We start from the raw sequence: 14,507 nt of genomic DNA on the forward strand, positions 1-14,507 counted from the left end.
AATTAGAAATAAACCATTGGCTGGTTTAAAGTTATCGGCCAATGGTTCTATTTTCTAAAGGCTTTTACTACCGTAGCAGTTACCAATGCGCCCACCAGATAATAAGCTACAGTAAGCACTTTTACCTGATTATTTTTCGCAACAGGTTCAGGATTTAACCCCATTGGCTTTGGAAGTGTAACAGCTCCAAAACCTGCTGCTAAACCGGATACAATACTTCTGCTAAAAACATTTTTAGGATTGCCACTGCCTATTAAACTATAATAAATGGTATTGCTAATTAAATCTCCGGCAAGTGTAGGACCATACAAAGCTTTTCCTCTCTTGCCGCCAATACCTAAAAAGTCTAACGCATGGCCAAGTGCTTCTTCGCCTAAACGATCAACACGGGGCACATTTGAACTTTTATTTTTTAAGCTTTCATGCAAAATGTTCAGCGCAACAGCACCTGCAAATCCTGCTATTAAATTTGTTATTTTGTTCATATGTTAAGAGTTATTATATGGTAATCAAATGCATCTATTAACAGTATCATTAAACTGATTAATTAAATATCCTTCCCGGTTTTATCATCTGATTCCGCATCAGCGCCAAGCTGCTGTTTTGCCATTTCTTCCGGACTTTCTTCATCACCAGTATAGGCACCATCGGCATCGCTTCCTTTTATATCATCAGCGGGAATTACACCAACTTTTTTCTCTTTTGATTCTTCTGTTTTATTTTTTTCGTTTTCCATGATCATCCTTTTTATATAAATACAACAGTATGAAACAGGCAAAGTTTAGTTTAAATCATATTGTTTAGTTTTTATTAGAATGAGAATCTAAAAAGAGTTTGAAAAATCATCATCAGATTTGCATACTCTTAGATATGCTATTGAAATTTTCCTGATGTAATGGATATTGAAGGTTATGTTGAGAGCAAGAAACAAAATTTAAAACAATTATTGCCCATTATCTCTTTATGTTTTCATGGTATTGTAAAATTGAATGTATATTTTGCCTGCCTTAAATAATCAGATCAATATGGCTTCAGGTTTTTTTGCAATTTTAGATGATATAGCTGCTTTAATGGATGATGTTGCGGTTACCGCTAAAATTGCCACCAGGAAAACTGCTGGTATTTTGGGCGATGACCTGGCGGTGAATGCAGAAAAAGCCACTGGCTTTTTATCATCACGTGAATTACCTGTGCTTTGGTCTATAACAAAAGGATCATTACTCAATAAGATCATTATTGTTCCGGTTGCACTACTGTTAAATTTTTTCTTTCCCATTGCCATCAAGTTTATTTTAATTTTAGGTGGGTTTTACCTTGCATATGAAGGTGTTGAAAAAATCATTGAGTATTTTTTTCATCGCCATGAACATGAAAAAGTTGCTAAAGATGTTGTACAGGATGATAAAGCAGCAGAAAAAGCAAAAATAAAATCGGCAGTAACTACAGATTTTATTCTTTCTGTAGAAATTGTAATCATTGCACTAGGTACCGTGTTGGATAAGAGTATCGCCATCCAAATTCTCACGGTTTCAGTGGTAGCCATCTTAGCCACAGTAGGAGTTTATGGTATTGTAGCCTTAATTGTAAGAATGGATGATGCAGGTTATAAGCTGGTGAAACATGCCAATAATAAAGGATTCTTTTCGGCACTGGGTAATTTACTGATCAAATCTTTACCTGTCATTATTAAGATACTTAGCATTGCGGGAACCGTGGCTTTAATATTGGTTTCAGGCGGTATTTTTGTTCATAACATCGATTTTCTACATCATTTCCTGCCCAATTTAATGTCAACAATCAAAGAGTTTGCTATCGGATTAGTGGCAGGATTATTGGCTGTTGGTGTAACGGAAGGAGTGAAAAAACTGATTTCTTTATTTAAAAAATAACCGACTATTTATCTATCTGAGATAAGTTCTCAAAAACACTTGAGGGTTATAAAAGCGGTCATCAAGCTGGGTCTTATTCATGGTTAACCAACTGGCACAGCCGTAATCGTCAAATTTTTTTCTAATCTCCAGATGCAGATGGTGATAATCACCACCATATTTTTTGCTTTCTTCCTTCGTAAATAAGCGGGCGAGTTTGGTATCCTGATTTACAAACTGGCCATTGCTTACATAAACCTCACTGAGGTGCTTATAGCTGGTAAACATGATTGTGCCATTCTTCAACCGATGCTTCACTACAATGGTTTTTTTATTTTCGCCCAAATGAATAGAACAAACCACACCATTCGCCATGGCATAAACCTCTATCAGCTTAGTTTTTGATATAGATGGGTTGATATCAATAGCCGTATGAATATGGCCTTTATAATAGCTATCGCGATGATCGCCAAAAATACTAATGATTTTAATGTTTGCTATTTTCTTTCGGTCAATGCCCTTAAAAGGTAAAAACCAACTATCAGCTGCCTTCGATGGAGCTACATCGGTGTAATATGGTTTCCATCTATTTTTATCTTTATCGATGGTTGGCGTTTCTACAAATAAAAAGACAAGGAAAAGAATCAGGCTAGTTTTCATAGGGAATCAAATTAAAAGGCAAGATAAGTTTATTTTCTTTTTAATTCAATTACGGTAATTTCCGGCCAGATACCAATTCTGCCAGAAAAGCCTAAAAACCCGAAACCCCTGTTCACGTTTAAATATCGGTTGTTTTCTGTTTTAATTCCTGCCCAATGTTTGTATCGATATTTCACCGGACTCCATTTAATGCCAAAAGCTTCAATCCCAAACTGCATTCCATGGGTATGGCCAGCCAGTGAAAGCTGAATTTTTGAAGGATAATTTTTAACCTGTGCATCCCAGTGTGAAGGATCATGAGATAGCAAAATTTTAAAATCGTTTACCGCAGTATGTTGAAGTGCTCTGTTTAAATTGCCTCGCTCACCAAAACCAACACCCCAATTTTCAATACCTGCGAGGATAATTTTTTCTCCATTCTTCTCCAACACCACATGCTCATCTAGAAGCAGTTTAAAACCTAACTCCTGATGATAAGCTTTTAACTGATTTAAATTTTTGATTTTATCAGACTCCGTTGGCCATTTGATATAATCTCCATAGTCATGGTTTCCTAAGACGGAGAACTGTCCAAATGGTGCTTTGATCTTTGAAAATAGATGGATGTAGGGAACAATCTCAGATGCTGCGTTATTAACCAGATCACCAGTGAACACAAATAAATCACTTTTCTGTGCATTAATGAGGTCGATGCCTTTTTGCACTTCTTTTGGTTTAGTAAAACTTCCTGCATGAACATCAGAAATTTGCGTCAGGGTAAAACCATCAAAATTTTGTGGTAGGTCATCAAAATATAAAGTGTGTTTAATAACCCTATAGGCATATTTTCCGTTTCTTATTCCAAATGCAAAAAGTAATACGGTTAAGACAAACATCATTAAAGCCACATCTACCCAATAATAACTTCGTTCGGCCATATGATAACCCTCTGGCTGAAAGTTTGTTGTTATGGAACTCGCCACCCGATAAAGATCACCAATGAATAGAAAAATGGCAAACACCATTTCGGCAACCAACATAATTAAGAAAGCATGGGTTGCGATAGTGAAAAATCGATTAACACCATTACGCATTTTGGTAATGGCTAAAACCAGTGCGACAGTTAGACCAATAATCAATACCCAGAAGGCCGGCGCTAACCATTCTTGATGGATAACTACCTTAATTCCTGAAAGTACATAAGCATTAAGGATAAAAAAAAATATAGCTACCATTGAAATTGGTAACAAATTAGATCTTCTTTTCATTTTAAATAAACAAGCGGCAAAGTTAAATTTAAAACCTGCAACTTTAGATTTGAGTTTGTCGGAGAGATCATTTTTACGCAACTTTGATTAAAGGTTAAAATCGCCTAAATTCATTTACTTTCAGAATGAAATTCGAAGTTCTCTCCTAAAATGAGACAGCCATTATAGCTTATTTTATAATTATACATAATTTAGTAGCTTTGTAAGATATATGCTATCCAAAAAAACCAAATACGCCATTAAAGCACTTGTTGCACTTGGTAAAAATGTAGAAAGACCACCGATGCAGATCTCTAAGATTGCAGAAGAGGAGCATATTCCTAAAAAATTCTTAGAACAAATTTTATTAGATCTACGCAATGCAGGTTTCTTATACAGTAAGAAAGGAGCAGGTGGCGGTTACAGTCTGAATAAAAAACCTGAGGAAATTCTGTTGGTACATGTAATGCGTGTTACCGATGGGCCAATCGCAATGGTACCTTGTGCCAGCTTAAATTTTTATCACAAATGTGATGAATGCGAAGATGAAAAAACCTGTGGTATCAGAAGTGCATTTATTGATGTAAGAGATGCAACACTAAAAGTACTTAGTGAAACTAGCATCGCCGATGTGATTGGTCGTGAAGATACTTTGAAATTGGGAATCGATAGTTTATAGACTTCAAAGGCTGCATAATGAAATAAAATTGTGCTGTGTTCAATCTAAATTCATTAAACCTTATAATCTATTGCGCTTCTATTTTCTTAAATGCCTTATATGGTAGATCTAGATTGAGCCTTAATTTTTTACCATCTAAGTAATATAAGATTCATATAAGCTCGAAATTATCAGGAATAAAAGTTATTAGATTTGAATTATCTTTTACTTATATAGTCATATTGTAAAGAATGTTAACATGACTTATATTTCCTTACATGCCTTATATGGTAAATCTAAATTAAGCCATATTTTACCATTTAAGTAATGTAAGATTCATATAAGTTCAAAAGTATCCGGAATACGTTATTAAACAAATATAGCTTATCTTGTTGGAGCTGAACTATTTGATATATCTACAAACTTTTTTAAGAAAAAATTACTACTATTCCTATATACTTTATATATTTGGCAAATGAACATCAAATCTATAGTTAAAAATGCCAGAGCCAAATCGATGTACTATTGTTGTAAAACAAAGTAGAAGAGGGTATTTAAATGATTTATAGGTATAAAATATTAGATGCTTCTCAGTAAAAAGAGAAGCATTTTTTGAATAAAGCTAACAACACATATGCAAAGTTTCAGAACAGAACTCGAAAACAATATAGTCGAGCAAGACATCATTGATTTAGAGAATAAGATTAAAGCTTTTCGCGATGGGACCATTCACGATGAAAAATTCAGAAGTTTACGTTTAGCACGTGGTGTTTACGGACAAAGGCAGCCTGGCGTACAAATGATTCGCATTAAATTGCCATTTGGAAAGGTGACTTTTAAGCAATTGTTGCGTATTTCAGATATTGCAGATGAGTATGGTAGCGGAAATTTGCACCTAACTACCCGCCAGGACATTCAATTGCATTATGTGAGTTTAGATAGAACACCTGAGCTTTGGGCAAAACTAGAACAAGATGATATTACACTTCGTGAAGCTTGTGGCAATACGGTTCGTAATGTAACAGCCTCACCAAATTCGGGTATAGATAAGGATGAACCTTTTGATGTGTCACCTTATGCTCATGCGGTTTTTAAATACTTTTTACGCAATCCAATTTGTCAGGAAATGGGTAGGAAGATCAAAATTTCTTTCTCATCGAGCGATAAGGATACCGCTTTTAGTTACATTCATGATCTGGGTTTTATTCCAAAAATTAATGAAAATGGTGAACGTGGCTTTAAAGTTTTATTTGCAGGTGGTTTAGGAGCACAGCCATTTTTAGCCAGCCCAATTCATGAATTTTTACCTGAAGATCAGTTGATTCCTTTTACTGAATCGGTATTAAGGGTATTTGATCGCTATGGCGAACGGAGCAATAGAAATAAAGCCCGCTTAAAATATTTAGTACAAAAATTAGGTTTAGAAGAGGTTTTACGTTTGGTTGCCGAAGAACGTATAGCCAATAAAGTAAAAACCTATGCTATAGATCGGGAAGCCATTGCTCAACCTGCCTTACCTCTTGAACAACAATATGCTGAAGTTGAGATTTTAAATGAAACGCATTACAAGCATTGGTCGGCTACAAATGTAGTAGAACAAAAACAGGCAGGATTTTATTCGGTTTATGTGAAAGTGCAGGTGGGTGATATCAAAACAGATAAGGCAAGAGCATTTGTAGAGGCCATTAAACTTTATGTGGCAGATGAAATTAGAATCACCCAAAATCAGGGTTTACTGTTAAAATTTGTACGAAAAGAGGCTTTGCCATCATTATATGCAGCTTTAAATAAAATTGGTTTCACTACAGCAGGTTTTGATAGTCTGGCAGATATTACCACTTGCCCTGGAACAGATACCTGTAATTTAGGAATCTCCAATTCGATGACTTTAGCCGAGGTTTTGGAAGATGTTATTTATACAGATTTTCCTGAATTTATATACGAGAAAAATATTAAGATCAAAATCAGTGGTTGTATGAACTCTTGCGGTCAGCACGGTTTGGCAGAAATTGGTTTCCACGGCAGTTCTGTAAAAGCAGAAGGCAAAGTGGTTCCGGCCGTTCAGGTGATGCTTGGTGGCGGAACAGTTGGAAATGGTGTTGGTCGCGTTGCAGAAAGAGTAATTAAAGTACCTTCAAAAAGAGCAACCAGTGTTCTGCATTTCATTTTAAATGATTTCAAGGCAAATAACGAAGCGGATGAAAACTTCCATCAATATTATGATCGCAAAGGAAAAGATCATTTTTATCAGCTGTTAAAACCATTGGCCGATTTAACAAATTTGCAGCAAGAAGAATTTGTCGATTGGGGTCATGTAGAACAATTTGTTACCGCAATTGGCGTAGGTGAATGTGCAGGCGTGGTAATTGACTTAGTCGCAACTTTACTTTTAGAAGCTGATGAAAAATTTGAATGGGCAAAACAGAATTTAGAGAAAGGTGCTTATGCAGATGCCATTTATCACACTTACAGCACATTTGTAAGTGCAGCAAAATCATTGCTTTTAGATAAAGGGGTAAACAGCAGTACGCAAGTTGGAGTGATCAGAGAATTTGATAATCATTATGTAGAAACCGGGGAATTTAAATTGTCTACAAACTTTTCAGATCTGGTACTTCAAATTAATAAAAATGAGCCTACGGCTGAATTTGCTCAACAATATTTCAGCGAAGCAGATGCGTTTCTAAATCAGATTAAAGAAAAAAGAGCAGCTTTAGTAAAATGACAGAATGAAAAAATTACAGAATGAGAGAATTTCATAGTGCAATCGCTGGTAAAACATTCACTCAATCTATCATTGAAAATTCAATAATTAAAAAGCTCATTCAAATTCAAAATTATGTTAAATCAAAATAAAGAATCAAAAATTACACTTTTAGGCGCAGGTCCAGGGGATCCGGATTTACTGACCTTAAAAGGGGTAAAGGCCTTACAAGCTGCAGATGTGGTGCTATATGACGCCTTAACAAATGAGGCATTGTTAGCTCATGCACCAGCAGAAGCAATCAAAATATATGTGGGGAAACGCTCTGGTGAACATTCTTATTCGCAGGAAACGATTAATAAGCTAATGATCGATTATGCTTTAAATTATGGACATGTAGTGCGTTTGAAAGGTGGCGATCCATTTGTTTTTGGCAGAGGATATGAGGAGTTGGATTATGCAGCATCTTATAGCATTCCTGTTGATGTGATTCCTGGCATTTCCAGTTCAATCGGAGTTCCCGGGTTACAACAAATTCCAGTAACGCATCGTGGTCTGAGCGAAAGCTTTTGGGTAATTACTGGTACTACTACCTCAGGAGAAGTTTCTAAAGATATTTACAAGGCTGCAGAATCAAATGCAACAGTTTTAGTATTGATGGGCTTAAAAAAATTAGCTAAAATTGTTGAGATCTTTAAAGCTGCAGGTCGAAACGCTTTACCAGCGGCGGTGATTCAAAACGGCTCATCAGCAGATGAAAAATTAATTGTAGGTGTGGTAGAAACGATTGAAAGTCTTGTTCAACAGGAAAATATCAAAGCACCAGCACTTTTAATTTTTGGTGAAGTCGTTTCTTTACATCCATCATTTAAAAACTTAGTGAAACAATATGCAAATATTGCCTAACCCTTCAGATGATCGTGCAGCGTCTTTTTCAGAAGAAGAAAAGGGCAATCAGCTTTTTCCGGTTTTTGTAAAGCTGAACAAGTTGCATACCTTACTGATTGGTGCAGGAAATATAGGGCTTGAAAAGTTAACTGCAATTGTGAATAATAGTCATATGGCGAAAATCACCATTGTTGCAGAAACAGTTTCTTCGGAGATTTACGCCTTAATCGCTAACTATCCCAATATAAAGGTGAAGCAAAAGAGTTTCGATGTTTCCGATCTGGAGAACATTGATATTGTTTTTGCGGCTACCAATAACTATATCCTGAATGAGGAAATCAGGGTGGTTACACATGATAAAGGTTTGCTGATTAATGTTGCAGATAAACCAGAACTTTGCGATTTCTACCTGGGATCTATTGTGCAGAAAGGTGATTTAAAGATTGCCATTTCTACTAATGGAAAGTCGCCAACCATCGCCAAGCGTTTAAAACAAATTTTAAACGAAGGCATTCCGGCAGAACTGGATGAGACTTTACAAAACATGAGCGCGCTTCGACAAACTTTAACCGGCGATTTTTCGGCAAAAGTTAAAAAGCTGAATAAAGTTACGAAAAGTCTAATCAACCCTAAAAAGAGTTTTGCAGAGCGTAATATTAATTGGTTAATCTGGTTAGCTTCTATTTTGCTGATTGGCGCCATTGGTATTTCTTTATGGAATACTGAACCCGAATTTCAATCATTTTTAATTCATATAGATCCTCTATTTTATTAAAAAAATTGGTTTTTGGGCGCTGGATTTTTGTTTGCATTAATCGATGGTGCCATTGGAATGTCTTATGGTGTTACTACTGCATCTTTTTCACTGGCCATGGGGTTGCCTCCTGCCTCAGCAAGTATGGCCATTCATATTTCAGAAGTAATGAGCAATGGGATTGCCGGCTGGATGCATTACAGAATGGGCAACGTAAACTGGAAACTGTTTAAAATTTTAATTATACCAGCGATTATAGGAGCGGTTTTAGGTGCATATATTTTGTCGTCTTTAGAAAATTACGCTGCTTACGTTAAACCAGTTGTAGCCGTTTATACCTTGTTTTTAGGCGGTGTTATTCTCATGAAGGCTTTTAACATTAAAAGAAAAAAGGCTGATGAGAAAATTAAGAAAATAGGTCTTTTGGGCTTTGTAGGTGGATTTATTGATGCAGCATTTGGTGGCGGATGGGGTTCTATCGTGTTATCAAGTTTAATAGCAGGTGGCCGTCATCCATTATTTTCACTGGGAACAGTTAAAATCAGCAGGTTTTTTATTGCGACTCTAAGCTCATTAACCTTTTTTACCATGTTAGGTGGCAAGCATTGGGAGGCTGTTGTCGGCTTGATTATTGGTAGTGCAATTGCATCGCCAATTGCCGCAAAGGTTTCTAACAAAATTTCAGCTAAAACCATTATGGTTGCAGTTGGGATTATTGTAATGATCGTGAGCTTACGCAGTGTGATTATGTTTATTTTAAAATTAATTTAGTGATGGGGAATTTAGTGGAAATTAACCAGGAACTTTCTGGTTTAAGTACAATAGATAGATTGAAATATTTGGCTGACAGATATGCCGACAGAATTATTTTTTCGACCAGTTTCGGTTGGGAGGACCAAGCCATAACACATCTCATTTTTTCAAATCATATTCCAATTAAGGTGTTTACGCTGGAAACAGGTCGTCTTTTTCCTGAAACTTATTATGTTTGGAACCGTACATTGGAAATATATAACAAACCTATCCATGCCTACTATCCAAAAAACGAATTATTGGAGGAGATGGTGAATTTGAAAGGACCAAATAGTTTTTACGACTCTGTAGACAACAGAAAAGAATGCTGCTACATTCGTAAAATTGAACCTTTGAAAAGAGCATTAAAAGGGAATGAAATCTGGGTGACCGGAATCAGGGCTGAGCAGAGTCCAAATCGCGAAGATATGCATGATTTGGAATGGGATGAAGGAAATCAATTAATAAAATTTCACCCTATTTTTGACTGGACGCTGGATGATGTGAAAAGTTATATTAAAGAAAATAATATCGTTTATAATACCTTGCATGATAAAGGTTTCCCTAGCATTGGTTGTGCGCCCTGTACCAGAGCTGTACAGCAGGGTGAAGATTTTAGAGCAGGCAGATGGTGGTGGGAAGACCAAAGCAAAAAGGAGTGTGGGTTGCATGCAACTGAAGCTAGCTTAAAGACTAAAGCGGAAAGCTTTACTAACAACAAATGAATATAACATTTGAATAATAACATGAGTACCTACAGAAATTACTGTCACTCATTTTATCATTCAAAATTCAAAACTTAATAAATGAGCACATATAATTTTGATTATTTAGACGAACTGGAGGCTGAAGCAATTCACATTTTACGTGAAGTGGCCGGGCAATTTGAAAAGCCTGCCTTGCTGTTTTCTGGTGGAAAAGATTCTATAACTTTAGTTCGTTTAGCGGAAAAAGCCTTTCGTCCGGGAAAATTCCCCTTCCCATTGGTTCATATTGATACCGGTCATAATTTTGAAGAAACCATCACTTACCGGGATAAAATGATCGAAAGAATTGGCGAACGATTAATTGTGGGCTCCGTTCAGGAATCCATAAACCAAGGTAAAGTAATAGAACAAACAGGTAAGAATGCCAGTAGAAATGCTTTACAAACCGTTACTTTATTAGATACCATAGCTGAACACCAGTTTGATGCTTGTATAGGTGGTGCCCGCAGGGATGAAGAAAAAGCCAGAGCGAAGGAGCGAATTTTCTCTGTTCGCGATGAATTCGGACAGTGGGATCCAAAGCGCCAGCGCCCTGAACTTTGGAATATTTATAATGGTAAAATTCATAAAGGTGAAAACGTTAGGGTTTTTCCCATTAGCAACTGGACGGAATTAGACGTATGGAATTATATCCGAAGAGAGAAAATTGAATTGCCAAGTATTTATTTCTCACATGAGCGTGAAGTGATCACCAGAAATGGTCAGTTAATGGCAGCATCTCCTTTCTTAAATATGGATGATGAAGATGTGGTATTTCGTAAACAAGTGCGTTTCCGGACAGTGGGCGATATGTCTTGTACCGCCGCAGTTGAATCAGAAGCAACTTTGATTGATGATATTATTGACGAAATTAGTGCATCAAAAATCTCTGAGCGTGGTGCACGTTTAGATGATAAGGTATCAGAAGCCGCAATGGAGGACAGGAAAAAAGGTGGGTATTTTTAAGGGAGTATCAAGTAGCTAGTATCAAGACTGAGTGCAAGCTAAAAAAATTAACCCTAAATAAACTAAGTATGAGTACGGAAGTGATAGACTGCAATTTGTCTTGATATCTGATACTTTTATCTTAATACTAAAACAAACATGAACATATTAAAATTTTTTACAGCAGGCAGTGTTGATGATGGTAAAAGTACCTTAATTGGCCGTTTGTTATATGATACAGATTCCATTTTAGCTGATCAGTTGGAAGCCTTACAAAGCTCTAATCGTAAAAATGACGATGGAACAATAGATTTAGCCATTTTAACAGATGGTTTAAGAGCAGAGCGGGAACAAGGAATTACGATTGATGTTGCCTATAAATATTTTCAAACTGAAAAACGTAAGTTTATTATCGCCGATACACCAGGACATATTCAGTACACCAGAAATATGGTTACTGGTGCTTCTACTGCTAATCTGGCCATCATTTTAATTGATGCCCGAAATGGAGTAGTGGAGCAAACGATCCGCCATTCTTATTTGGTTTCCTTATTGGGAATTAAACACATTGTGGTGTGTATCAATAAAATGGATATGGTAAATTATAGTGAAGAAGTTTATAGCTCAATCATTGATAAATACAAGGTATTAGCGCAACAGCTTAAATTAAAGGATGTGACCTATATTCCTGTTAGTGCGCTAAAAGGTGACAATATTGTTCAAAATTCAGTGCATATGGATTGGTATAATGGCGAAAGCCTTTTACATTTTCTGGAGCAGGTTGATACTGATAATCTGGATAAGTCTCAGTTGGCTCGGATGCCAGTTCAATGGGTCATCCGCCCTCAAACAGATAAATTGCATGATTACCGTGGCTATGCTGGTAGGGTGCTCAGTGGAACTTTTAAGCTGAATGATAAAGTTACCGTATTGCCATCTGGAGCAAGTTCAACAATTGAAAAAATTGAGTTTTTTGATCAGTTACCAGACGCCGCACATGCAGGACAGTCAGTTACAATTCATTTAAAAGACGATGTAGATATCAGTCGTGGAGATACCATCGTAAACGCATCGGCTTTGCCACAGGAATCTAAATTGATAGAGGCCGATTTATGTTGGATGGATGGTCGTGCATTAGATACTTCTATCATGTATTTAATTCAACATAACAGCAAGGTAACGAAATGTAAAATCAGTGAGATTTTGCACAAAGTGGATATTAATACTTTAGAAAAACACCCCGCAGATGAATTTAAACTGAATGATATCGGAAGGGTGATCTTAAAAACTGCTGATGCTTTAGCTTTTGATTTATATGATGAGAATCGTGCCAATGGATCAGCAATTTTAGTTGATAGCCGTACAAACTTAACGGTTGGTGCCTTAATGTTTAGAGCAGCAGTAGAATAGTTTTGTTGTGTTTATTAAATTAAAGTGCCATTATATATAAAGAAATACTTTAGGCAGGGGATCAGTTTGATTGCCCTGCTTTTTTTATTAAAGTAATTTTTTTGCTTGTGGAAACGTTTAATATTTTTCATCTCATTAGTATATTTTCATCTGAAACTTTAAATTTATAATCATGAAAAAAAATCTTCTATACATTGCCTTTGCTGCTGTTCCATTTATTTTTGCCTGTAACCAATCTGAAAAGAAAGCTGATTCAGCAAAAAAGGATTCTGTTATGAGTGAAACCTGTTATGCATCATCATTTGAAAAGGATAGCGCAGCCATGATTTTGAAAACAATGGCATCTGGGAAAATTACAGGTTCTCTATTAGTAAAATATGCTGATAAGCCCCAAAATAAAGGTGAGATTAATGGTAAGTTTCATGGGGATACGCTTTTAGTTGATTATCGGTTCAATACTGGCAACGATACCACTAGAGCATATACTAACCCACTGGCATTTTTGAAAAAAGAAGGAAAACTGGTTATGGGCGTAGCGCAAATTGAAACCACACTTGGCAGGTCATATTTTGTTAAAGGCAAGCCTATTAACTATGACGCAGGGAAATTTACTTTTATAGAGGTTCCTTGTAAATAATACGATGTTTAAGGATTAAAAATCCTTAGTAAGATTAGTCTGGATTACAAATCCAGACCAACGTAATTTTGTTAGTCCGGAAATCTTTTCCGGACTTCTATAACTGTGGATTTCTAATCCACCATGAAGATTCAATAGCTTAATTTTGAAAGTTTATGAATTTGAATTAACTCGCACCGAATATTAAGTTTGATTTAAGGATTAAACTCCTTAGTAAGATCAGTCATGATTATAAATCCTGACCAACGTAAATAAAAAACAAATAACGCTTATACAAAATACTAAATAAAAAATATTTTAAAATAAATTACTACAATTTCTATAGACTTTGTATATTTGACTAATTAATAAATGATCACGAGCTAATCTTTTCTGTCATGATTTTAAATAAAGTTGAAAAAGCGAACATTGAACCAAAAATTACACTATTAGGTGCTGGTCCTGGTGACCCGGATTTATTCAGTTTAAAAGGTGTTAAAGCATTAAAAACAGCTGATGTTGTTTTGTACGATGCAAATGTAAACGAAGCTTTATTATGTCATGCACCTGATGATATTCCAAAAGTTTATGTAGGTAAGCGCACTGATGATGAAGATTTTTCACAGGATGCTGTAAATAAGCTAATTATAGATTATGCGCTAAACTATGGTCACGTGGTGCGGTTGAAAAGTGGTGATCCATTCTTTTTTGCTAAAGGTTATGAAGAAATCGACGTAGCTGAATCATATAGTATTCCAACTGAAATTATCCCTGGTATTTCGAGTGCTACTGGTGCACCAAGCTTGCAAAAAATCCCTATGATCTATAAAGATTTAAGTGAGAGTTTTTGGGCGGTAACCGGGACCAATTCAAAGGGAGATATTTCTGAAGACTTATATATTGCGGCAAAAACTAAAGCCACTATCGTAGTTTTAAATGGGATTGAGAAAGTGAAAGAAATAGCCGCAATCTTTCAAAGTGAGCACAAAGGTTTACTGCCAGTAGCAGTGATTCAGAATGGTTCTTCCAAGGATGAAAAAATTGCTGTCGGAATTGTAGATACTATTGCAGAAGTGGTAGATGATAAAAAAATTAAAGCACCTGCACTTTTAGTATTTGGTGATGTAGTCTCTTTACATCCGCAATTTCAACCCATTAGAGATTTTTACGAAATCATTGCTGAAGAATATTAGCATCAACTATAACCTATTATTTGTTTTGTTATGAACCGCATGCTAAA

15 protein-coding genes are annotated in these 14,507 nt (G+C 35.9%); 11 read left to right on the forward strand and 4 right to left on the reverse strand.

Annotated elements, in window-relative coordinates:
* Nucleotides 1-47: 47 nt before the first annotated feature.
* Entirely contained in the window at nt 48-485 is a 438-nt protein-coding gene (locus AN34_RS07015) for a hypothetical protein (RefSeq protein ID WP_029283690.1), read from the reverse strand.
* 62 nt (nt 486-547) lie between these two features.
* A complete protein-coding gene (locus AN34_RS07020) occupies nt 548-736 on the reverse strand; it encodes a hypothetical protein (protein ID WP_157263231.1) in 189 nt (62 codons plus the stop codon).
* Nucleotides 737-1,025: 289 nt separating this feature from the next.
* Between AN34_RS07020 and AN34_RS07025 the strand changes: the two genes are divergently transcribed.
* On the forward strand, nt 1,026-1,889 hold the full coding sequence (locus AN34_RS07025) for a DUF808 domain-containing protein (protein ID WP_029283694.1): 864 nt from the start codon (nt 1,026-1,028) through the stop codon (nt 1,887-1,889).
* A 12-nt stretch (nt 1,890-1,901) separates the two neighbouring features.
* Here the strand turns inward: AN34_RS07025 and AN34_RS07030 are convergent, their stop codons facing one another.
* Both AN34_RS07030 and AN34_RS07035 read right to left on the reverse strand, forming a co-directional pair.
* Nucleotides 1,902-2,528, reverse strand: a complete 627-nt coding sequence (locus AN34_RS07030; RefSeq protein WP_029283697.1) for a M23 family metallopeptidase — start codon at nt 2,526-2,528, stop codon at nt 1,902-1,904.
* 29 nt (nt 2,529-2,557) lie between these two features.
* Nucleotides 2,558-3,775, reverse strand: coding sequence for a metallophosphoesterase (locus tag AN34_RS07035; RefSeq protein WP_029283699.1), 1,218 nt, complete (start codon nt 3,773-3,775; stop codon nt 2,558-2,560).
* 211 nt (nt 3,776-3,986) lie between these two features.
* Between AN34_RS07035 and AN34_RS07040 the strand changes: the two genes are divergently transcribed.
* The 10 genes from AN34_RS07040 (at nt 3,987) to cobA (AN34_RS07080) (ending at nt 14,460) form a co-directional block, all read left to right on the forward strand.
* The gene (locus AN34_RS07040; protein ID WP_029283702.1) at nt 3,987-4,433 is read left to right on the forward strand and encodes an Rrf2 family transcriptional regulator; all 447 of its coding nucleotides are present in this window, start codon (nt 3,987-3,989) and stop codon (nt 4,431-4,433) included.
* A 613-nt stretch (nt 4,434-5,046) separates the two neighbouring features.
* The gene (locus AN34_RS07045; protein WP_029283704.1) at nt 5,047-7,137 is read left to right on the forward strand and encodes a HEPN domain-containing protein; all 2,091 of its coding nucleotides are present in this window, start codon (nt 5,047-5,049) and stop codon (nt 7,135-7,137) included.
* 114 nt (nt 7,138-7,251) lie between these two features.
* On the forward strand, nt 7,252-8,022 hold the full coding sequence (gene cobA, locus AN34_RS07050; protein WP_029283706.1) for a uroporphyrinogen-III C-methyltransferase: 771 nt from the start codon (nt 7,252-7,254) through the stop codon (nt 8,020-8,022).
* Nucleotides 8,006-8,779, forward strand: coding sequence for a bifunctional precorrin-2 dehydrogenase/sirohydrochlorin ferrochelatase (locus AN34_RS21875; protein WP_231625498.1), 774 nt, complete (start codon nt 8,006-8,008; stop codon nt 8,777-8,779). The genes cobA (AN34_RS07050) and AN34_RS21875 overlap by 17 nt, the downstream gene beginning before the upstream one ends.
* Nucleotides 8,780-8,791: 12 nt before the next feature.
* A complete protein-coding gene (locus tag AN34_RS21880) occupies nt 8,792-9,529 on the forward strand; it encodes a sulfite exporter TauE/SafE family protein (RefSeq protein WP_231625499.1) in 738 nt (245 codons plus the stop codon).
* 2 nt (nt 9,530-9,531) lie between these two features.
* Nucleotides 9,532-10,275, forward strand: a complete 744-nt coding sequence (locus AN34_RS07060) for a phosphoadenylyl-sulfate reductase (protein ID WP_036676621.1) — start codon at nt 9,532-9,534, stop codon at nt 10,273-10,275.
* 81 nt (nt 10,276-10,356) lie between these two features.
* On the forward strand, nt 10,357-11,262 hold the full coding sequence (cysD, locus tag AN34_RS07065) for a sulfate adenylyltransferase subunit CysD (protein WP_029283711.1): 906 nt from the start codon (nt 10,357-10,359) through the stop codon (nt 11,260-11,262).
* Between the two features lie 138 nt (nt 11,263-11,400).
* Nucleotides 11,401-12,651, forward strand: coding sequence for a sulfate adenylyltransferase subunit 1 (locus AN34_RS07070; protein WP_029283713.1), 1,251 nt, complete (start codon nt 11,401-11,403; stop codon nt 12,649-12,651).
* A 172-nt stretch (nt 12,652-12,823) separates the two neighbouring features.
* Nucleotides 12,824-13,288 (forward strand): hypothetical protein, encoded by a 465-nt coding sequence (locus AN34_RS07075; RefSeq protein WP_029283715.1) that lies wholly within the window; start codon nt 12,824-12,826, stop codon nt 13,286-13,288.
* Between the two features lie 377 nt (nt 13,289-13,665).
* Nucleotides 13,666-14,460, forward strand: coding sequence for a uroporphyrinogen-III C-methyltransferase (gene cobA, locus AN34_RS07080; RefSeq protein ID WP_029283717.1), 795 nt, complete (start codon nt 13,666-13,668; stop codon nt 14,458-14,460).
* The last annotated feature ends 47 nt before the right edge of the window (nt 14,461-14,507 follow it).

Source organism: Pedobacter sp. R20-19 (assembly GCF_000708265.2).
Taxonomy (GTDB): domain Bacteria; phylum Bacteroidota; class Bacteroidia; order Sphingobacteriales; family Sphingobacteriaceae; genus Pedobacter.

Excerpts from the sequence above, each read along its gene's own strand:
- AN34_RS07015 (WP_029283690.1), bottom strand. The coding sequence starts at position 485 with ATGAACAAAATAACAAATTTAATAGCAGGATTTGCAGGTGCTGTTGCG.
- AN34_RS07020 (WP_157263231.1), bottom strand. The coding sequence starts at position 736 with ATGGAAAACGAAAAAAATAAAACAGAAGAATCAAAAGAGAAAAAAGTT.
- AN34_RS07025 (WP_029283694.1), top strand. The coding sequence starts at position 1,026 with ATGGCTTCAGGTTTTTTTGCAATTTTAGATGATATAGCTGCTTTAATG.
- AN34_RS07030 (WP_029283697.1), bottom strand. The coding sequence starts at position 2,528 with ATGAAAACTAGCCTGATTCTTTTCCTTGTCTTTTTATTTGTAGAAACG.
- AN34_RS07035 (WP_029283699.1), bottom strand. The coding sequence starts at position 3,775 with ATGAAAAGAAGATCTAATTTGTTACCAATTTCAATGGTAGCTATATTT.
- AN34_RS07040 (WP_029283702.1), top strand. The coding sequence starts at position 3,987 with ATGCTATCCAAAAAAACCAAATACGCCATTAAAGCACTTGTTGCACTT.
- AN34_RS07045 (WP_029283704.1), top strand. The coding sequence starts at position 5,047 with ATGCAAAGTTTCAGAACAGAACTCGAAAACAATATAGTCGAGCAAGAC.
- cobA (WP_029283706.1), top strand. The coding sequence starts at position 7,252 with ATGTTAAATCAAAATAAAGAATCAAAAATTACACTTTTAGGCGCAGGT.
- AN34_RS21875 (WP_231625498.1), top strand. The coding sequence starts at position 8,006 with ATGCAAATATTGCCTAACCCTTCAGATGATCGTGCAGCGTCTTTTTCA.
- AN34_RS07060 (WP_036676621.1), top strand. The coding sequence starts at position 9,532 with ATGGGGAATTTAGTGGAAATTAACCAGGAACTTTCTGGTTTAAGTACA.
- cysD (WP_029283711.1), top strand. The coding sequence starts at position 10,357 with ATGAGCACATATAATTTTGATTATTTAGACGAACTGGAGGCTGAAGCA.
- AN34_RS07070 (WP_029283713.1), top strand. The coding sequence starts at position 11,401 with ATGAACATATTAAAATTTTTTACAGCAGGCAGTGTTGATGATGGTAAA.
- AN34_RS07075 (WP_029283715.1), top strand. The coding sequence starts at position 12,824 with ATGAAAAAAAATCTTCTATACATTGCCTTTGCTGCTGTTCCATTTATT.
- cobA (WP_029283717.1), top strand. The coding sequence starts at position 13,666 with ATGATTTTAAATAAAGTTGAAAAAGCGAACATTGAACCAAAAATTACA.